Annotated in this window: 20 protein-coding genes; 15 read left to right on the top strand and 5 right to left on the bottom strand. The window is 45.0% G+C overall.

Annotation, left to right across the window (positions count from 1 at the left end; all coding sequences use genetic code 11):
* Positions 1-118: 118 nt before the first annotated feature.
* The 4 genes from WCK19_RS02075 to WCK19_RS02060 all read left to right on the top strand — a co-directional run bounded on the left by WCK19_RS02075 (position 119) and on the right by WCK19_RS02060 (position 4,239).
* The gene (locus tag WCK19_RS02075) at positions 119-340 is read left to right on the top strand and encodes a hypothetical protein (protein WP_342395690.1); all 222 of its coding nucleotides are present in this window, start codon (positions 119-121) and stop codon (positions 338-340) included.
* 36 nt (positions 341-376) lie between these two features.
* Positions 377-1,171 (top strand): thioredoxin, encoded by a 795-nt coding sequence (gene trxA, locus WCK19_RS02070; RefSeq protein ID WP_342395689.1) that lies wholly within the window; start codon positions 377-379, stop codon positions 1,169-1,171.
* A 150-nt stretch (positions 1,172-1,321) separates the two neighbouring features.
* Entirely contained in the window at positions 1,322-2,593 is a 1,272-nt protein-coding gene (locus tag WCK19_RS02065) for an LCP family protein (protein WP_342395688.1), read from the top strand.
* A gap of 29 nt (positions 2,594-2,622) precedes the next feature.
* Positions 2,623-4,239, top strand: coding sequence for a methyl-accepting chemotaxis protein (locus tag WCK19_RS02060; RefSeq protein ID WP_342395687.1), 1,617 nt, complete (start codon positions 2,623-2,625; stop codon positions 4,237-4,239).
* A gap of 50 nt (positions 4,240-4,289) precedes the next feature.
* Here the strand turns inward: WCK19_RS02060 and WCK19_RS02055 are convergent, their stop codons facing one another.
* On the bottom strand, positions 4,290-4,493 hold the full coding sequence (locus tag WCK19_RS02055) for a hypothetical protein (protein ID WP_342395686.1): 204 nt from the start codon (positions 4,491-4,493) through the stop codon (positions 4,290-4,292).
* A gap of 275 nt (positions 4,494-4,768) precedes the next feature.
* Here WCK19_RS02055 and WCK19_RS02050 point away from each other — a divergent pair, with 275 nt between their 5' ends.
* From WCK19_RS02050 to WCK19_RS02030, 5 genes are read left to right on the top strand one after another with little or no spacing between them, the layout of a single operon-like run.
* A complete protein-coding gene (locus tag WCK19_RS02050; RefSeq protein WP_342395685.1) occupies positions 4,769-5,860 on the top strand; it encodes a HAMP domain-containing sensor histidine kinase in 1,092 nt (363 codons plus the stop codon).
* Positions 5,861-5,862: 2 nt separating this feature from the next.
* Positions 5,863-6,564, top strand: a complete 702-nt coding sequence (locus WCK19_RS02045) for a response regulator transcription factor (protein ID WP_342395684.1) — start codon at positions 5,863-5,865, stop codon at positions 6,562-6,564.
* A gap of 14 nt (positions 6,565-6,578) precedes the next feature.
* A complete protein-coding gene (locus tag WCK19_RS02040; RefSeq protein WP_342395683.1) occupies positions 6,579-7,853 on the top strand; it encodes an NAD(P)/FAD-dependent oxidoreductase in 1,275 nt (424 codons plus the stop codon).
* Positions 7,850-8,179 (top strand): extracellular matrix/biofilm biosynthesis regulator RemA family protein, encoded by a 330-nt coding sequence (locus WCK19_RS02035; protein WP_342395682.1) that lies wholly within the window; start codon positions 7,850-7,852, stop codon positions 8,177-8,179. The genes WCK19_RS02040 and WCK19_RS02035 overlap by 4 nt, the downstream gene beginning before the upstream one ends.
* A 17-nt stretch (positions 8,180-8,196) precedes the next feature.
* Positions 8,197-9,504 (top strand): phospholipase D-like domain-containing protein, encoded by a 1,308-nt coding sequence (locus WCK19_RS02030; protein WP_342395681.1) that lies wholly within the window; start codon positions 8,197-8,199, stop codon positions 9,502-9,504.
* Positions 9,505-9,523: 19 nt separating this feature from the next.
* On the opposite strand, the gene WCK19_RS02025 is transcribed toward WCK19_RS02030, so the two are convergent.
* Both WCK19_RS02025 and WCK19_RS02020 read right to left on the bottom strand, forming a co-directional pair.
* A complete protein-coding gene (locus WCK19_RS02025; RefSeq protein WP_342395680.1) occupies positions 9,524-11,542 on the bottom strand; it encodes a hypothetical protein in 2,019 nt (672 codons plus the stop codon).
* 22 nt (positions 11,543-11,564) lie between these two features.
* Positions 11,565-12,515, bottom strand: coding sequence for a threonine/serine dehydratase (locus tag WCK19_RS02020; protein WP_342395679.1), 951 nt, complete (start codon positions 12,513-12,515; stop codon positions 11,565-11,567).
* A gap of 145 nt (positions 12,516-12,660) precedes the next feature.
* Here WCK19_RS02020 and WCK19_RS02015 point away from each other — a divergent pair, with 145 nt between their 5' ends.
* The 3 genes from WCK19_RS02015 to aceB all read left to right on the top strand — a co-directional run bounded on the left by WCK19_RS02015 (position 12,661) and on the right by aceB (position 16,982).
* Positions 12,661-13,545: a pirin family protein gene (locus tag WCK19_RS02015; protein WP_342395678.1), complete on the top strand. Its 885-nt coding sequence runs from the start codon at positions 12,661-12,663 to the stop codon at positions 13,543-13,545.
* Positions 13,546-15,138: a glycosyltransferase family 4 protein gene (locus tag WCK19_RS02010; RefSeq protein ID WP_342395677.1), complete on the top strand. Its 1,593-nt coding sequence runs from the start codon at positions 13,546-13,548 to the stop codon at positions 15,136-15,138.
* Positions 15,139-15,326: 188 nt separating this feature from the next.
* Entirely contained in the window at positions 15,327-16,982 is a 1,656-nt protein-coding gene (gene aceB, locus WCK19_RS02005) for a malate synthase A (protein ID WP_342395676.1), read from the top strand.
* Positions 16,983-17,043: 61 nt separating this feature from the next.
* On the opposite strand, the gene WCK19_RS02000 is transcribed toward aceB, so the two are convergent.
* Positions 17,044-17,433, bottom strand: a complete 390-nt coding sequence (locus tag WCK19_RS02000) for a 6-carboxytetrahydropterin synthase (RefSeq protein WP_342395675.1) — start codon at positions 17,431-17,433, stop codon at positions 17,044-17,046.
* A 166-nt stretch (positions 17,434-17,599) separates the two neighbouring features.
* Between WCK19_RS02000 and queF the strand changes: the two genes are divergently transcribed.
* The 3 genes from queF to queE are packed head-to-tail and all read left to right on the top strand — an operon-like array spanning position 17,600 to position 19,308.
* Positions 17,600-17,974 carry a preQ(1) synthase gene (gene queF, locus WCK19_RS01995; RefSeq protein ID WP_342395674.1) on the top strand — a complete coding sequence of 125 codons (375 nt, stop codon included), beginning with the start codon at positions 17,600-17,602 and terminating at the stop codon, positions 17,972-17,974.
* Positions 17,967-18,638, top strand: coding sequence for a 7-cyano-7-deazaguanine synthase QueC (gene queC / locus WCK19_RS01990; RefSeq protein WP_342395673.1), 672 nt, complete (start codon positions 17,967-17,969; stop codon positions 18,636-18,638). Before queF ends, queC begins: the two co-directional genes overlap by 8 nt.
* Position 18,639: 1 nt before the next feature.
* The gene (queE, locus tag WCK19_RS01985) at positions 18,640-19,308 is read left to right on the top strand and encodes a 7-carboxy-7-deazaguanine synthase QueE (protein ID WP_342395672.1); all 669 of its coding nucleotides are present in this window, start codon (positions 18,640-18,642) and stop codon (positions 19,306-19,308) included.
* A gap of 5 nt (positions 19,309-19,313) precedes the next feature.
* Here queE and WCK19_RS01980 read toward each other — a convergent pair whose 3' ends face one another.
* Positions 19,314-19,775 (bottom strand): hypothetical protein, encoded by a 462-nt coding sequence (locus WCK19_RS01980; protein ID WP_342395671.1) that lies wholly within the window; start codon positions 19,773-19,775, stop codon positions 19,314-19,316.
* Positions 19,776-19,812: the final 37 nt, after the last annotated feature.

Here is a 19,812-nt window from a genome sequence, read left to right as displayed (position 1 = left end):
GGATTTGATATTAGAAATGTGAATGAATCGCTAATCTTTTCGAGCATGTGTCTAAATCATTCAGCAAGAAATTTAGCGATTATGGTATAATTTTGGAAGTATGGGAAATACTTGATATATGATAAGAATTGACCTAGCCGGAATATTTGCACTATTAACGCTTGGGCTGGTAGCCGCCTTTGGTTATTACCGGGGCTTTATGGCGTTAATTACACGCCGCGCTTCGCTGACCGATACCCACATAGTAAAGGGATTATCTGCACTAGCTCTGGCTTTAGTGTATTTAATCGGGGCAATTATGGTCAGTGGGGTAGTAATACTATTCTATTTAAGCAATTAAATTTAAAGTCGGTGGCTATAAAGAAAGAGTAGATTTATGCCTGTATTAGTAAATCATAACAAATGCAACTGTGCGCCAACTTGTTTCGCTGCAAATGCTTGCCCAAATGATGCTTTACATGTTGATAAAACCGCCTTACGAGTGTGGGTAGAACCTGAGAAATGCGGCACTTGTCCGGGGCGTTGCCTTAATTTTTGTGATGCAGTAGCTCTCAAATTTGCGCCATCGTTGGTTGAATTAGAAATAATGCAAAAAGAACTTGCTGGTGAATTGAATGCAGATCAGGCATTGGAAGCTCGAAACAAGCTTATGGAGGAAATGAAAGAAAAAGCCGAAGCAGAGCGCCGCCTTGAAGAAGATGAATCCCTGAAACCCATTGCTGTAACAGTCAATAACTTTAAAGCGGAAGTGGTAGATAGCGCTATCCCGGTATTTATAGATTTCTGGGCTGAATGGTGTGCGCCTTGCAAACAGATTGCTCCCATTATTGATGTCTTCGCAAAAGAATATCAGGGACGCATGAAGTTTGTGAAAATAAATGTGGATGAAGAACAGATGATTGCCTCCCAATTCAGTATTCAGAGCATCCCAACCATGATAATTATGTATCGTGGGCAGCTTGCCGATATGATAGTGGGCGCTGTAGATCGAGCCGCCTTAAAAAACAGGCTGGATCGGGTCTTGCAAGCGGTAGCGCAATTCGAAGCGCAGCAGGCTACACCCGCTGAAGCGTCAACTGAACAACAGCAACCAAAGCCTCAACCGGCTAAAATACGACCTGAGTTGATGCGGCCTAATATTAATTTACGCAACAAACCGCCACGTCGTTAAAAGCAAAAAAGAGAGGGATGCTTTAAAAGCGTCCCCTTTTTAAAATATTATGTCATGTAGGTTGTGATTCACTATCCAAAGCGGTATAATCACATGACAACCGGGACTTTTCGGAGGTAGTTAGTCCGTAGTAGAGCGACAGGTCAGTTAATGGCAGGAGATCGACAACCCGACAGACAGAGCCGAGTCCCAAATAACCAACAACCAACAGGAAATGGTACCGATAAAGAGGGAAACCAGCAGAATCCGAATCGAAAACCTTATCAACCGTTTCCAGAATATGAGTATCGCAATGTTCCGCGAAATTACCAGCGTTCAGCAGGGCGTGCGCCGATTCGCGAAGAACCGCACCCAGAACCTAAAACACAACGCCCTTCTCGTTTTTTCGTGGAACCAGAACCTGAGACAAATATGCCCTCCAGTAGGCTACAGCCGAAATCAGCGCCGCCACGCCGTCCAAAAACTAAAAGCAGCGGTTCAATAAAGAATTTTCTTTTCTATTGTATTCTGATACTAGTAGCAACTACACTACTGGGTGGGCTATATTTTTTCAGCCGTGTTACCAATATTTTCAATGGAATCTCGGTGCCACGTATAGATAACAAGGGAAACGTTGTGCAAGGCAGCAATGTAAATGGCAACGGCTTGGTAAATATTCTGCTGCTTGGTTTGGATAGCCGCAATGACCCTACCGAAGGTATCCGTAGTGACACCTTGATTTTGGTAAGCATTAATCAAGGCACTAAAAAAGCCAGTATGCTATCAATTCCACGCGACCTGTGGGTTGATATTCCCGGATACGGTAAAGATCGGATAAATTCCGCATACTTTTTCGGCGACCAGAATAAACCCGGGCAGGGTGGACCTCCTTTGATTAAAGAGACTATAGCCCGTAATTTTGGCATACAGATAGATTATTTCGCGCAGGTTGATTTTGAGGGATTCCGCGAAATAATTGATGCAATCGGTGGTATAACCATAGATATTAAGAAACCCTTGATAGATGCCCAATATCCCACTGAAGCCTATGGCTACAAGCGCGTTTTTATACCGGCTGGATTGCAATTTTTAAACGGTGAAACCGCGCTAGAATATGCCCGCAGCCGTCACAGTGATAGCGATTTAGGGCGAAACCAACGCCAGCAAGACGTATTGTTAGCAGTTCGTGAAAAAGGTGTAAATCTAGGCTTGATAACAAACGATAAACTTATTGCTGCCCTTCAACACGCTATAAAAACTGATTTGCAGTGGAATGATATTCTTAGTCTTGCTCAAACGGCAATCGGAATGGATAAAGCTAATATCCGTTCTTATGCTATTGATGCAAATATGACTAAGCCCACCAATATCAATAAAATGGATGTACTGGTACCCGATTGGACTAGTATTCATGAGCTAGTAAAGAAATTTAATAACGCCTGATAACACTCTCTAAGGTTGAAGAGACCGTTATGAATACTCCAAGACCGCAACAAAATGTGCCTCTTCTAGTATCTCAAATAAGCGTTGCTACGCTAGGGCTATTGGTAATTCTGCTTACAAGTATTGCAAATCCTTCTGCCTACGATACATTTACACTTACCAATTTTAGTATTAATTCCGATATTGTTTATGCACTCATGCTGGTTGTTACCGGAGGCTTGTGCAACCGCTGGCTTATAAAAATGCCAAGCGGTTTGTATGCTAGTTTTTCTATGCTTCCTATTCAAGCAACTTTTCTGATTTACCCGTCTGCGCCTGCTGCCATTATAGTCGCGATACCTTGCATATTACTGGAATTATTTCAGTTAAAACGTGGCTTATTTATGGCGATATATACTGTTGGAATATTCGTACTGGCAACCGTTGCCGCCCGTGTTACCTACGAAGGATTCGGAGGTAATACACTATCAGGAGATCTTAAACTCAACAATATTCTGGCGATATTAAGCGCTTTTGTGGCATTTGGATTCATAAACGAACTGCTCATGAGTGTAACCACTATCATACAGGGCAATCAGCTATGGAAAAGCCTTTCAGAGCGTGTTCCATATAACACTTTATATTTTGGCGGTATGTTGCTTGGCTCAATTTTGCTGGCAATCCTTAAATTTGAAACGGGTATAATAGCATTTGGGATAGGGTGTAGTGTTTCTGTTGTGATAGAAGCGATTTTAAGGCGTTATACAGACACAAAAAATCTTAGCCAAAAAGGGATGGAAGAAACTCGCCTTTTAAATCAAGAGTTAGAACGTATTAATAATACACGGCAGTCTGCCGTTACCCAGATTAATAATACCCTGCATACCTTATTACAACTGGTTCAGGATTATTCCGAAACATCTCAAGACCAACAAACAGCAATGGTACAGATTACCGCAACTATTGAAGAACTTAGCCGTACTGCTACCCTGATTGCCAACAGTTCCGATCAAGTTGCACAAGCCGCCAGCGTTGCCATCAAAACTACCCAAACGGGGCAAATAGCCGTAAGAGATACAATTACGGCAATTCAAGAAGCGCAAGTGAAAATGCTGGAAATCAACTCCCGTATTCTGGATTTGAACCAGAAATCCGAACTTATCGGTGATATTCTTGCCACTATTAATACCCTTGCCAATGAGATTCGGTTGTTGGCTTTAAATGCCACTATCGAAGCCAGTGGCGCAGGTCCCTACGGTAAGCGTTTCGCCGTAGTGGCTGGAGAAGTGAATGAATTGGCGGATCGGAGTAAACATGCAGCACAGGAAATCCGCCGTATAATCAGCGATATTCAGCACGCTACCACCTCATCGGTGCGGGTGACTGCTGAAGGACTTGAGAAGATGGAACGAAGTGTCATTACAGCAAAACTTTCGGAAAAAGCCAACCTTGAGATTATCAAGCAAGTAGAACTTACCGCCGCATCAGCAGAATCAATCTCCATCGCCACCCAGCAACAAAGATATGCCAGTGAGCAAGTAGTTTCAAGTGTATATAATGTAACTTCAATGTTAAAGCAAAACAATGAAAAAATGGAGACCGTTTCGGCTTCATCATCTGAACTCCAACAAGCAATGGACGAAATTACTCAAGGAGAAATAAAATAGGGTCGAATCACGACCCTTGTAGTTTTACTGTTTGCTTGTTTTGGAATTAGTTAAGCAGCTTTGGTGTAAGCGCCTTCGTTAATCTTGTTAGCACTTTCCCAAGCATCAATAATCGCGACGGGCCAGAGTAGTATAAAAAACCATGTTAAGAAAAATAACAAAGCTTTTCCATACTGACCGTTATAAGCCTGACCAAGACCCGGAATAAAAGCGGATAGCAGCAATGCGTATTTGGCTTCTTTTTTTGGTTTCATGTGTGTCTCAGCTCCTTGTATAAAACATCCACTCTGCTTGCATACAACAAAATTATAGCAAGTCGTAATCGGAAAGGTGGTAAATATTTGGTTACTAATAGGTTTAATTTTTTTAATCTTTTCCAATAAAACGTTCTTGCTCAGCACCCTTCCGATATTTATTATAATCCATATCTCGAAAATTCAAAAATTATTAGCCGAAACGCTAGAAGTAGTGTAAAATTTAGATAGGTATCGGTGGGATTTTTTCAATTAGCTTAGGAAGACACGATAAAGTGGATCTTAACCTGCTGCAACTGATTCTGGATTACGCCGCTGTTGATATTCTAACGATAGATTCACAGCTTAATATAGTAGAGTGGTCGGAAGGAGCAAACCAGTGTGCTTCTTATCCACTAAATAAAGGTAGTAAAATTACCGAATGTTTTCCAGAACTGAGCGGACTAGAGCCAAAACTCGACTTAGTAAGGCTTGGAGCCACTAAAGCTTACGAACTCGATTACAGGCGTACCACTGAAGAAGGTGCCAACCTTCACTATTCAATTGAGATACAAGCATATCTGCTGCCGGGTACGCTAGAAAAAGGGCTTGTATGCCTGTTGCAAAATCACGATGACGAAGCCATTTTAGTGAAAAAGCAGCAACATCAGATTGCTGAACTAAAACAAATCAAATCAACTTTTCTGGCAATTGCTTCTCATGAATTGCGTGCGCCTCTAACTAACGCCATCAGCTTTATGGAAATGATACTTGATAGCAGTCTCGGTGAAATGAATGAGCAGCAACGGAAATTTCTTAATACCGCAGATCGCAATCTCAAAAATATGCTCTCGATGATTAATAACTTGTTGGAAATTGAGCGGCTGGAAAATGGGGCGATTCAGTTTGATCCAACAACTTTCGACCTATTACGGTACATACGCAATCTGGTAGATTTTTTCGCGGTTGATTTGCAAAAGCGTAGCCTGACTATAAAAGTTGAGTCCGATAGCGCACCTAGCTATTTGATAACAGCGGATATGGGGCGAGTGGAACAGGTAATGAACAACCTTATTTCCAATGCAATAAAATACAGCCGAGTAGGAGGTTCTCCTATTGTGATACGGCTGGAAAAGCAAGAGGGACATATAATCACGCATGTTATAGATTGCGGTATAGGCATACCGGAAGTCGATCAACAGATGTTATTCCAGAGATTCTACCGCGCCTCTAACGCCACCCAAGAAGGAGCGCGGGGAAGTGGACTCGGACTCTCAGTTGTAAGAGCAGTAGTTGAGCAACTAAATGGGAAAGTGTGGGTTACTAGCAAAGTAGGGGAAGGTAGCACCTTCAGTTTGAGCTTACCAAGCGCTGAAAGTAATAGCTGAAAGTGGGATACTTGGCGCAAGCGGGCGAAGAAACCGCGTCTCGAGCTAAAGTAAGGGTGTTGTTGGTAGATGACCATACAATCCTGCGGCAAGGCATTAGGATTTTGCTGGAAGCACAAGATGATTTTGAAGTGGTTGGGGAAGCCACGAACGGGCGTGAAGCCTTAGAACTGGCACGACAATATAATCCAGATGTGGTTCTAATGGATATTTCTATGCCTGAAATGAACGGGCTAGAAGCTACACGCCGAATCAAAAAAGAATTGTCCCAAATTCGAGTGGTGATTTTGACAATGCATGAGACAGAAGAATATTTGGTACAAATCTTGCAAGCGGGCGCTAACGGGTATGTCCTCAAACAAGCTGCCGATTATGAACTGATTGAAGCAGTCCGAATAGCTAATCGAGGGGATACCTATCTTTATCCGCGCATTGCTGCTCTATTGGTAACTGATTATTTGAAACGCTTACAGGGTAAACCTGCCGAAGAACTCGACCCTGCCTTTGAAAGCTTGACCGCACGCGAGCGTGAGATACTGGTATTAATTGCTGAAGGGCGTACCAATCGCGAAATTGCAGAGGCTCTAACCCTTAGCATCAAAACGGTGGAGAATCACCGCTATAGTTTGATGAACAAATTAAATGCTCATGACCGGGGCGAATTAGTAAGATACGCTATACGGGTGGGCTTAATCCAACCATAGAGGAGTAAATTCCCGTGACAGTGGCAATTATAGGCGCAGGAGTAGCCGGACTTACCTGCGCTAAAATTTTGGAAGAACGCGGCAAAGAGGTGGCAGTTTTTGAAGCCTCTAACGCAATAGGGGGACGGGTACGTACCGATTATAAAAATGGGTATCGCCTTGACCGAGGTTTCCAAGTTCTTTTCACCGCGTATCCGGCAGTAAAACGTCAACTAAATTTGAATGCGCTTGATTTGCGGCGTTTAGATCCCGGCGCAATTATCTGCGTAGATGGAAAGCGCGAGATATTAACCGACCCTCTCCGTGACCTAAACTCAACCCTTCCAGCCGCATTGAGCCGCGTTGTAACCCTTTCTGATAAACTCCGTACTTTGGCGTTGACGTTCCGCCTGCGAACGAGTTCGATTCGTGAGGTGGTGCAAGGCGAAGACATGAGCAGCGAGGGGTTTTTACGCAGTTTTGGCTTCAGCAATAAATATATTGATAATTTTATGCGCCCCTTCTTTGGAGGGGTCTTTCTGGATCGTTCCCTGCATACCAGCGCTAAAGCTCTTAAGTTTGATTTGAAAATGCTAGGTGAGGGCGATATAGCTTTGCCAGTTCTTGGAATGCAAGCTATCCCTGAACAACTAGCCTATATATTGAACCACAAAAATATCATCAGGTTAAATACACCGATACTTGAACTGCTAAAACAAGAGGGTGAAGTTTGCGGTATAAGGTTTGAAGGGGGAAAGTTTGAAGCTGAAGCAGTAGTGATAGCCACACCTGCCCCCGAAGCAGAGCGGCTTGCCGGAGAAATTCCGGGATTGCCCCATAAAAAACGGAGCGTTGTTACCCTCTATTTTGAAGGTAATACTCGGCTGTACCGGACAAAGAAGTTATTGCTGAATGCTTCTTCAGATGCCTTTATTAACAATGCAATTCTGCTAACAAATGTTGTGCCAGAATATGCCCCAGAAGGTAAGCACTTACTTTCTGTCACGCTACTGGGTAATCCAGAAATGAGCGATGAAGATTTGTTTAGCCATGCATTAGTTGATTTGCAGAAAATGTTTGCCGGAGATACTGCGGCGTTGGCTGCGTTAAATTCGTATGAACCTTTGGAGGTAGTGCGAATACCCTATGCCCAATTTGACCAACCGCCCGGCATCCACCCAACTTTACCGAAAAATACAGCACCTACTCCCGGTCTCTATTTCGCTGCCGAATTTACCGAAGCCAGCAGTATCAATGCTGCTATGATTAGTGGGGAGAAAGCAGCCAAAGAAATTTTGAAAAGAACATGAAAAATAGCGCGGGAAACGAACAACAAGACGGTGAAAATAACCAACCGTCTCTATATCGCAACACACCGCGCCTTCCAGACCCCGAATTTATATCGGTGGGGTTTGGCGGACAGGTCGCGATGAATAGAGTATTAGTGCTGTTAACACCGGATACTGCGCCGGTACGACGGCTTTTGCATGACGCTCGTGACAAGGGATTGCTCATTGATGCCACCTACGGGCGCAAGACTAGAGCGGTATTGGTGCTAGACACCGGGCATATATTGGCAGCCGCGCTCACGCCCGATACTATCATCGGGCGCTACCAGCAAAAACAGAGTCGGTAACAGAGAGGTGATTTGATTTGCTGAACCGTATTGGGAAAGCCGTAGCTTTCTTGCGGATAAGCAGCATTAGATATTACTTTAAGACCCCAGCTTGGTCGTTAACCAAGCTTGTTTTTTATTCCTCTCTCTTTTTCCTTCTCACAGTCATCTTGCTAATATACGGTGGTATCGCCATCAGCAGCATTCGACGTTTGCGAAGACGCTATAAATTCCCGCATCGCCCGCTTAAACCAGTTCAATTAGATGAAAAGCATACCTTAAAAATCTTCAATTATGGCGGTTATGCCTTTAAGGATATGCTCAAGGCAATAGACAACGCCCAAGAATCCATTTTTCTGGAAACCTATATCTTCAAAGGTGATGAAATCGGGCGTGAGTTTAAACGCCGCTTACGCGCTAAAGCGCAACAAGGGGTTAAGGTATGCTTGGCATTTGACGGGTATGGAAGCCTCTTGATGCCTTTTGGTTTCCGCCGTTTTCCTAAAGAATGTCTTGTTAACTGGTATGGACCGCTTTACAGCTATCTTAACTTGCTCTGGCTCGGTACTTATGTTCGTTACCATCGCAAAATTCTGGTAATTGACAATAAGATTGCATATATAGGTGGTATGAACATTGGGCGCGAATACGCTACCTCATGGCGTGATACACATCTGCGTATTGATGGACCAACCGCTGAAGAATTAGCGTTGGCTTTCGCCGAGATGTGGAACAGGCATAATCCCAATCCGCGCCGGCAGTTAAACTTGCCATTCAAGCCTAACCCTGATGATGACCATATATTGTGGTTACGCCAAAGCCGGGCTAATGTGCTTTTCGGAGAACATACCATTCGAGATACTTATATGGATGCTTTCAAAAGCGCGAAAAAACGCATTCTGATAACTAATCCTTATTTCCTGCCCGATGACAACATGGAAAACTATTTGTTAGAAGCGGCAAAACGCGGGGTACAAGTTGAAATAATAGTGCCAGAACGCTCTAATCATCTTATCGTAGATGTTTTGGCTCGTCCGGTGCTTTGCCGTTTACTAAAAGCGGGCGGTAAGGTTTGGCTTTATCGTAATACGGTGATTCATTCCAAAACCGCGATTGTGGATGAACACTGGAGTACGGTAGGTAGCGCAAATTTGGACGGGCGAAGTCTTATCAATCATGAAATTAACCTATTCGTGAATAACAAGGACTTTGCAGCAGAAATGTATAAGATGTGGCAAGACGATTTATTGAATTGTCGCCCTGCCAGGTTTGAAGATTTTAACAAACCCCCAGTTCGCAAACGTATAGCAGAGATTTTGCTTAGACCTTTTAAGTCCTTCGTGTAATTCCAAAAATCAGGCACACTTAGTAATTGTAAGGTTCTTTATACAGTTGCGCTTCAGGGTCGAGCGATTTTACCCCCAACCGCCTGTGCCAACTCCTGATTTGAGCTTCAAATTCGCGGTTTTCAAGGCTATAGGCTTTTTCGGATATTACTTTGGCTGCTCCGAAAAATTCCTGTCGCGCTTTCAAAGCCTCAAAGCCTCGCTCGGAAGCGGGGCAATCAATAATTTCAGAGTTTGGAACAAGCCATTCATTGCCAACCGGAAGAACAGGCAGTTCTTTTGCAGCTTTTAGAAGGGCGCGTTGTCGTTCTTCCGGTACAAAAGTGCCTTTAGCCAATTGTTCTAGCCACAGCGCAAAACAGGTGCAAATATCAGAAACAGTCACTATGCCATCGGTAAGATTTTTAAAAGCCTGTGGTAGCAACTCCGGCAATTCATCCGGTCTGATAGGGCGCACCCCCATTTCTTGCAAAAATCGGCGCACCCTACGATATTCAAAGCCTTCCTCCTCGGCAATATAGGCTTCTTCAAGCTGCAATACCGGATAATTCAGCCCGCTAGGTGGCTGTGGAAACACTTTAAGGAACAGCAAGACCCCTGCCCCTGATTGGGGAGTCCAGACCACCTCACGCGGTCTGCGATATTCCCCTGCGCCCACCGGCACAAAAGGAGTTGCCATCAAACGGTCATCCAGTATTTTTCTGAATGCCAACCCAAAAGTGCCGTTATGGTAGGCGACATCTGCCAGTAAATCGAGCAGGTTAGCTTCATCTGGAAAGCGTTCTTGCATTTCGGGCAAGACAAAATGGCACAGAAAATCCGCTATTTTGCCCGACAACCAACGGTTATAGCTTAAAGAATCCTCAATTTGCTTGCGAGAAGCAGAAAGATAAAAATCAGCGTGAACCGCAAATCCTAACCCGCTCGCCTCTCCTGTTGGGAAATGAGTGAAAAAGGGTAAAGGCTCAAGCCTGCGCTTGAAGTATGAGCCACCACTTTGAAGCACCCTCACCGGGAAAGCCAGCGCAATTCCGGCTGAGCTTACATTCAGCCAAGTGCGGTCATTGAGATTCTCAAGCAAATCTCTTGCGATACTCAAAGGCTCAAGCGGTTTAGCAATTAACCATGCGGTTTGAACGCCATCCGGTTGGAGCAGTAATTTTACATATTCGAGATTAACCAACTTTTCTGTGCCGGGAAGTGTTGCCGAAGGTTCGCTACTTCGAGAGAGGGTTATCTCCGGTTCTTGGAGTAAACGCAGGGATAAGGAGGTAATATAGGGCAGAAAAAGCAGGCTTTGCTCTTGCATGAACTCACGGCAAAGGGCTTTTACTTCATCGTAACAGCCCGGTTTGAGCGGAAGACGAATAATAGTTGCAAACCCACGCGCTTTCAAATCAGCGAGAATAGAGCGTTCAGCAACGGGCAAGCTCTCAGGTTCACACAGGAAAGGCACTGATAGAATCGGCACATCTGTGATTTCAAACGGACTATTAGTTTTCTGAAGCAATGCCAGCGTGTCAGCGCTACTAAACCTGAAATTATAAGTGCCTGAAAATATTTGCGGTTCAGCGGTTATTTCAAGCACCGAGCGAAAACCCAAACCTTTGTAACCGATATAACGCCCCCCACTTTTGCTGCTCTTGCCCATTGCCGTAATACTGCGGACATCATCAGCTTGAAAGGGCTGCCCATCATTGGCAACATATAGCGCGGCATGGGTAAGCTGTATATGACATCGATAAACCGGCAGTGGCGTTTCTTCACCTTCTGACGGTATCATCGGATTATTCTCAGCGTGACGGTGCATAGCATCTACCGCATTTTGTGCCAATTCGGCGAGATAGCGATTACGGTACTGATTAGCGATGGTGGTTTCAAGGTAGGCACGCTCTTCCAAATCACGCAAATATTCTTCAAGGAAAAACTCGCGCTCGGTCGGGTCTGCGTCACTCGCCAAACGTTGCCACATTCCTATAAAGCGTTTTTGCAAATAGCTGATTAGCTCTGAGCCTTGCAACGTTTTATCTGTAGTCATTTTGTTTATACAATTTTCGCTATCAGAGCAGTTCTTTCAAAAGCTCCGGTTCAATATTGCCGCCGCTTAATACCATCACCACTTTTGAAGCCTTTGGTAACTCAGATTGATGGTGCAGGAAAGCGGTATAGGTTAACGCGCCGGAAGGCTCGATGGTGAGCTTAGAATTGAGCGCAAGCCGCCGAACAGCATCCCGAATTTCAGCTTCACTTACGGTAATAATATCATCCACATAATGCCGAATCTGGGCAAAGGTCAGGTCGCCCAAGCTAAGAGTACGAGTGCCATCGGCAATAGTGCGCCCGGCTTGCGTTGCTGTTATCTCCACGATTTTTCCGGTACGGAAAGATTGCTGCGCGTCTGCTGCCAGTTCAGGCTCAATCCCAATTACCTTAATACTCGGCTTAAGGCTCTTAAGGGCAGTAGCTATTCCACTGATTAAGCCGCCTCCACCCACTGGAACCAACGCCAGTTCTACTCCCGGCAAATCCTCGTAGATTTCAAGCCCGATTGTGCCTTGCCCCGCGATTACATAAGGGTCGTTAAATGGCGGAACTAATGTCCAACGCTGACCTTGCATCAAACGCGCCGCTACCTCTTCTCGCTTCTGGGTAGCAGGATTGTAAAATACCACTTCCGCCCCATAACCTTGAGTTGCCTCAACTTTCACTTTTGGCGCATTGCTCGGCATCACGATTACCGCTTTCAAGCCTAACAAACGGGCGGCATACGCTACCCCCTGCGCGTGGTTTCCACTGGAATAGGCAATTACCCCTTGCGCTCTTTGCGCCTCCGGCATTGCCGCTATGCAATTGTAAGCGCCTCTAATTTTAAATGAACCGATAGGCTGTAAACTTTCCGGCTTGAAGTAGGCTTCCAACCCTGCTGCTTTCGGGCAAGGTATCAAGGGAGTATGGAATGTGACCCCTGCAAGCCGTTTCTGTGCTGCTTTAATATCATCAAGCGTAACCATTTATTTCACTTTCCCCGTCTATATTTGATTGCCTGTTTTTTCTAGCCAACCGCTACATTATACATCCGGCATGAAAGGTTGACAGCAAGCGATATTGCTGGTAATTTTGAACCTCGCTAGACGTTTAGCGTTGAAAGGATGATTTATGACAACAACATTTATAAATACTCGCTCAGTGGCGAAAATTATACAAACTATTCGTACATTAGAAGGTGGGGGTTTTGAGGTCAGGCGACCATTCCCAACCCAACTTTTAGAAGATTTCGACCCCTTCTTGCTGCTTGACCATCTTGGACCAACCGACTATGCGCCGGGGAAAGCCATTGGCGCACCCGATCACCCCCATCGAGGCTTTGAAACGGTCACATACATTCTGGAAGGGAAATTACAACATAAAGATTCTGTCGGTAACTCTGGGCTGTTAGGCGCAGAAGATGTGCAGTGGATGACCGCCGGAAGCGGAGTAGTTCATTCCGAGATGCCCGAAGAGGGATTCCGGGAAAAGGGCGGACGGTTGCATGGTTTCCAGTTGTGGGTAAACCTACCGAGCCGCGACAAAATGATGAAGCCCCGCTACCAAGATATTCCCGCCTCTCGCATCCCCGAAGCAGTTAGCGAAGACGGCAAGGTGCGCGTAAGGGTAATTGCTGGTAAGGCAATGGGGCAAAGTGCGGTTATCGAAACGCGAACACCCATTATGTACCTACATTATTTGTTACAACCCGGAGCAAAAATTGCCCAGCCTGTTCCGACTGATTTTAATGTATTCGGATACGTTGTTGAAGGTGAAGGTACTTTCGGTACGGATGGGATTGAAGCGCATGAAGGGCAAATGGTAGTTTTCGGTCAAGATGGAAAATCGGTGGTGATTGAAACAACCAAGCAACCCCTAAGCCTGTTATTAATCGGTGGAGTGCCGTTAAATGAGCCGATAGCCCGCTATGGCCCGTTTGTAATGAACACACCCGAAGAAATCTATCAGGCATTTATAGACTACCAGAACGGCAGAATGGGTTCAATAGATTTCTAAATGCGTATCGGCATTTTTAACCAAAACCTGCCGGTTATGGGCGGGGGCGAACAATATATGGGGGCAGTGGCGGAACACCTGAGCCGTACCCATGAGGTTGAGTTACTTTCTTATAACGAAGTTAACCTTGACCTACTAAAAAAACGGCTTGGAATAGACCTAACTCATCTGCCCTTGAAAATGTTTCCCGCCCTGTCCGGTTATCGGTCTATACAGGACGCTTCCACTAATTACGACCTTTTTATTAACTGTACCTACGAAGGTTTATTCCCCGCTTACGCCCCTCACAACATGTATATGGTGTTTTTTCCGCACAAGTTACCGCCATTTGAGGAAACTATTGAATTGGGGGGAACTGGGAGAGATAGCAAAGTTAGTTTTCGGCTTTTGAGCGGGTTCTTTCCTCCTGAAACAGGGGCAAAAAGCGAAAAATATCGCTGGTGCGGTGAAAGCGCACAGATTTATATAGACAACCTCGAACCGGGCAGAAGTTATAATCTTTCGCTTGAGCTAGGCAGTTTTAGACAAGATAAGTTGCCCCCTGCTATCTTACAATTGCTACTAAACGGTAGAAAGTTAGGCAATAGCGAGAACTTGCCGCCTAATAACTACACCCGACTCACCCGCCAATTTACCGCCCAATCACAACAAGCCACTTTGCGACTGGATTGTAATACTTTTGCGCCGGGGCAATTTGGAATCGAGGATGGGCGCGAGCTTGGCGCAGTTATTCGGGCTATTTCGGTAGTTCCAAATTCGTTAATTTCACGCCTTGCCAAACCTGAGCTTTTGGTAAAGCTCAAGGATAGCCAGTTGCCGGGCATACAAGCGCACTATTCTCTTGATACCTACCAAGATATTATTTCAATTTCCGAGTACACTCGCAAATGGGTACAGAATCGCTGGAGTAGAGAATCGTATTTGTTATATCCACAAGTGCAAATTGATAAGTTTAAGCAAGTGCCTAAGAAACGGCAATTACTGGCAGTAGGGCGGTTTTTTGCAGGGTTCCACAATAAAAAGCATCTCCCCCTGATTCGCGCCTTCCGCCGTATGTGTGATAATGGGCTTTCTGGTTACGAATTTCATCTAGCAGGTGGATACTATCCCAAACGCCCCGAAGATGAGGAATATATGGCGCAAGTATGCGCCGAAGCGAAGGGCTATCCGATTTACGTACACCCCAACATTGATTCAGATAATTTAAACGCCCTTTATGCCGAAAGTATGGTTTTCTGGCACGCTACCGGACTTGATGAAGATGAGGACAATGCGCCTGAATTATTTGAGCATTTTGGCATTACCACTGTAGAGGCGATGGCAAGCGGGTGCGTCCCGGTGGTTATAGATAAAGCCGGGCAACGTGAAGTTGTCAGACATGCAAACAACGGGTATCTCTGGAATTGTCTTGAAGATTGCATAAGCAATACACTCAAAGTTCTTGAAAACGAACCTTTAAGAGAAAAGCTTAGCGCAAAAGCAATTGAAACGAGTAAAAATTTTGGCGCGGATAGATTCAAGCACGATTTGGATGAAATAATGGGCTGGATTTTAAGCAAACCATCTAGCAAGAATATGCAAGATAAGAAATGAGGCAGGCTTCCGATTTGAAAAATCACAAAAACGCTTAAAATAGCCTACTTTCTTAAAGAGTTTTCACATCGTAAAAATGTTTTCCGCTTATTGAAATATATAATCTATATCAATGCTATTTCCTATAGGATTATCCCCGAAAATAATTGCATTCCATAGGTATTTTCTATTATTCTTAGGATAGTATAATGAATAACACTCTAACTGAAAAAGAGCATCGAAAGGACTATGGAGTCATGAGTCAAACAGTAGCTTACCCTGTCGGCGTGGAATTGCGGGGGGAAATTACACCGGAGTACGCTGAAATCCTTACACCCGAAGCAATTGCTTTCGTTACCAAACTCGTCCGAGCCTTTAGCCATAGACGCGAAGAATTGCTGAAACGGCGGGTAGAACGACAGATAGATATTGATAACGGGATTAATCCAGATTTCTTACCTGAAACCGCGCATATCCGCGAAAGTGAATGGTACGTTGCCTCTATCCCTGCCGATTTAATGGATCGCCGCACCGAAATCACCGGACCCGTTGATCGTAAAATGGTGATTAACGCCCTTAATTCCGGCGCAAAAGTATTTATGGCTGACTTCGAAGATGCCAACTCGCCCACTTGGAATAATAACATCGAAGGGCATATAAACTTACGGGATGCGATTAGCGGCACTATTAGCTTTAGCAGCCCGGAAGGCAAGCAATACCGCCTGAACGAAACCATCGCCACTTTAATGGTACGTCCGCGTGGCTGGCATCTGTTTGAGAAGCATTTGCTAGTGGATGGTCAGCCAGTTTCCGGCGGGATTTTTGATTTTGGTTTGTACTTCTTCCACAATGCCCGGAATCTGCTTGCGAAAGGTAGCGGACCTTACTTCTACCTACCGAAAATGGAAAGCCACCTCGAAGCGCGTCTTTGGAATGATATTTTTGTTATGGCACAAAATGAGCTTGGCATTCCACAGGGTTCTATCCGCGCTACCGTATTAATTGAAACTATTCTTGCCGCATTTGAGATGGACGAAATCCTGTACGAGTTGAGGGAGCATTCTGCCGGGTTGAACTGTGGTCGCTGGGATTATATTTTTAGCTGTATCAAGAAGTTCCGCAACCGCAAAGATTTTATCCTGCCTGACCGAGCGTTGGTAACAATGACCACCCATTTCATGCACTCTTACAGCAAGCTTTCAATCAAGACTTGCCATCGGCGCAATGCGAACGCTATGGGCGGTATGGCGGCACAAATCCCGATTAAGAATAATCTCCAAGCAAACGAAGAAGCCATGAACAAAGTTCGCGCCGACAAAATCCGCGAAGCAACCGAGGGACACGATGGCACATGGGTAGCGCATCCCGGTTTGGTGCCGATTGCACTAGAAGCCTTCGATTTGTACATGAAAACCCCCAATCAAATTGACCGCAAACGCGAGGATGTGAACATAACGGCGGCAGATTTGCTGGCGTTCCCCGATGGTCGCGGCGGTATCAGTGAAACGGGTTTGCGTGCCAATATCAGCATCGGTATCCAATATTTGGAAGCGTGGTTGGGCGGAAACGGTTGCGTGCCTATCTACAACCTGATGGAAGATGCCGCAACGGCTGAAATCTCCCGCTCACAGGTATGGCAGTGGATTCGCCACCCTGACGGCAAGTTGGCGGATGGGCGCAAGATTGATGTCGAATTATTCCGCGCTTTGCTGGTAGAAGAATTGGAAAAGATACGACAATTGGTGGGAGACGAGCGCTACAATAGCGGAAATTATACGCTTGCCAGCCAGCTTTTCGACAAGATAACCACAGCCGATGACTTTGTAGAGTTCCTGACTCTGCCCGGTTATGAGTATCTTGACTAATTAGGATAACCTGATTGGAAATTTACCCCCTCTTTACTTAGCACGAGGGGGTATTTTTATTTTATAAAATATCTTGAGATAGTTCAGTGTAGCTACTTTCAGTTTCCCACAAACGTAGTCTGTAAAGTACATTCTTCGGAATCCCTGCAATAACCAATTGCTCCCAAATCCAATGTACCAGATGCTCGGCAGTAGCATAAACCCCTGTTGCCTCGCCCAGTTCTTTGTGGTCGAGCCGTGCTATTACCGCTTCTTTCACTATGCGCGATAGGTCGCTGAAATCCATAACCATGCCGTAATCAGATTGACCGGGCGCTTCTTTAATACTATTACACAATGAAACTTCCAGTTTGTAGGAATGCCCATGAAGCTGAGCGCATTTGCCTTGATGGTATTCCAATTTATGAGCAGATTCAAAACGAAATATCTTGGTTATAATAGCTGTTCTCATGCAATCTCCGGAGTTAAACCAATTCAGAATCGGAAAAGTGTTTAGTAGCGTTACATGATAGCATTTGCAATGAGTGACGGCAACCAAAAGTTTGGCGATTAACCTTCCCTGTGCTAAACTCTTGCAGATAAATTTTAGAAGAATCTATTAAGGAGTGTTAACAGCGATGGAATTTAAAGCACTTGGCAAACCATCTACCCAACCCAACCGCGACCTAGAGTCTTTTCCCAAACCGGAGGGTGTGAAGGTAGTGCGGATGACATCCACAGAATTGAGCAGCCTTTGTCCGATTACGGGACAACCGGATTTTAGCGCTGTAAAAATCGAATATTACCCCGATAAATTATGCCTTGAATCTAAAAGTCTAAAGCTATATCTTTGGAGTTATCGAAATGAAGCGGCATTCTGTGAAGCTCTTTCTGCCGAAATAGCCCATGATATATTCAAAAAACTCGAACCGTTCAAAGTGCATGTTACGCTTACGCAAAGTGTGCGGGGCGGTATCCAGATAGAGGCGGAAGCGGAGGTAGAGCGTGGCTAAAGCGATTGCCATTGTGAGTGGTGGAATGGATAGCGTAACCTTAGCGTATTTGCTACACTCTGAAGGTTATGGGCTACATTTGCTCTCAATTGATTACGGGCAGCGACACCGCAAGGAACTGGAATATGCGAGGCTTTGCGCCCAACGCCTCAACGCTGAATATAATGTTGTAGATTTATCCGGCATAAATGTATTGTTGAAGGGGTCAGCGCTGACAGATAATACGATAGAAGTTCCAGAAGGACATTATGCGGCTCCCAATATGGGGATAACGGTAGTTCCCAACCGCAACGCAATAATGCTGGCAGTAGCATATGCAGCGGCAGTGGCGGAGAATGCCGAAGTGGTAGCATTTGGCGCACATGGGGGTGACCATTTTATCTATCCCGATTGCCGACCTGCCTTTACAGAAGCTTTCGACCAGATGCAAAAGTTGGCAGTGGAAGGCTTTGGAAATCCAAAGCTCAGGTTATACACTCCTTTCATCAATAGCGGCAAGCATGATATAGCGGCAATTGGTACTAGGCTTGGCGTTCCTTTTGCTGAAACTTGGAGTTGCTACAAGGGCGGCGAAAAACACTGTGGAAAGTGCGGAACCTGTGTAGAACGTAAGGAAGCCTTTCAATTAGCAGGAGTCCCAGACCCAACCGAGTACGAGGTTTAAGATGCTATACCGGGTTAATAATCTATATACCTGCGTACAGGGCGAAGGCGCATTGGCGGGTACGGCGATGGTCTTGCTACGCCTTCAGGGATGCGAAGTAGGCTGTGTTTGGTGCGATACTGGCGAGACATGGTTTGTACGCAATGAAAATAAAGTCAATACCCTTGAGCAAGCATTAGGGACAAATGCCCACTATGTTGAAATGAGCGAACAAGATATAGCGCAAAGTATTGTCGAGCGGCACAAAGGTCCTAAATGGGCGCTTATAACAGGCGGAGAACCAACAGAACAGCCCTTAAACCCGCTCGTAACAGAATTACATCGGGTGGGCTATCGAATCGCCCTTGAAACCAGCGGTACGGCTAAGGGGGGGGTCGGTGTAGGCATAGATTGGGTTTGCGTATCTCCCAAAATTGATAACCCCAACAGTAAGGCTTTATTGCCGGAAGTGATTTTCGAAGCAGATGAGCTAAAATTTATAGTGGGCAAAGAAGCGGATTTGGAAAAGGTTGACCAGTTCTTGGCAACTTTTCGCTATAAAGAAAATGCTCAGATATTGTTGCAACCGCTTAGTCTGAACCCCAAAGCCACAAAATTGTGTATTGAAACGGTTCAAAACAGAGGGTGGCGACTGAGCATTCAGACTCACAAGTATCTTGACCTACCTTGATGAAGCTAACGCTCGCCAATAACCAGCAGGTACAAAATTTCTTTGGGTGAAACTTCCTTAAAACCAAGTTGTGCAGCCTCAGTGCCGCTCAAGCTCATTACCGTTGCGATTTTAGTATCTTTCTGATACATAATGGCAAAGGTTTGTAATTGCGACATCAATTGTTTGGTTTCGGCTTCAAATTTTCCCGACTTATCCTCCCAACCGCTATTCTTGAAACTTTCCACGAAGAAATCTTTTATTTTCGTGGTAGGTTCAGCGGTTTTATAAGCCTCATATTTTTTATCCTTAATGCTTTTAAGGCTGGCATCTAACTGTGTTTTGAAGGTATCAGGAAATTCTACAGCAGTTGAATTGCTGTATTGAGGTACATCCTCTAATAGCGTATTCTTGATGTTACCGCAAGCAGCCAGAGTTACGGATAGAAGCAAGGCAAATATACATGTCAGGGCAAGGCGACGCAGCATAATCCACTCCTCAGACGTATTCATAACCTTATATAAA

This window comes from Candidatus Chlorohelix sp. (assembly GCF_037138995.1).
GTDB lineage: Bacteria > Chloroflexota > Chloroflexia > Chloroheliales > Chloroheliaceae > Chlorohelix.
The sequence above is the reverse complement of the archived record's forward strand: the minus strand, read 5'-3'. Positions and strand labels throughout refer to the sequence as shown.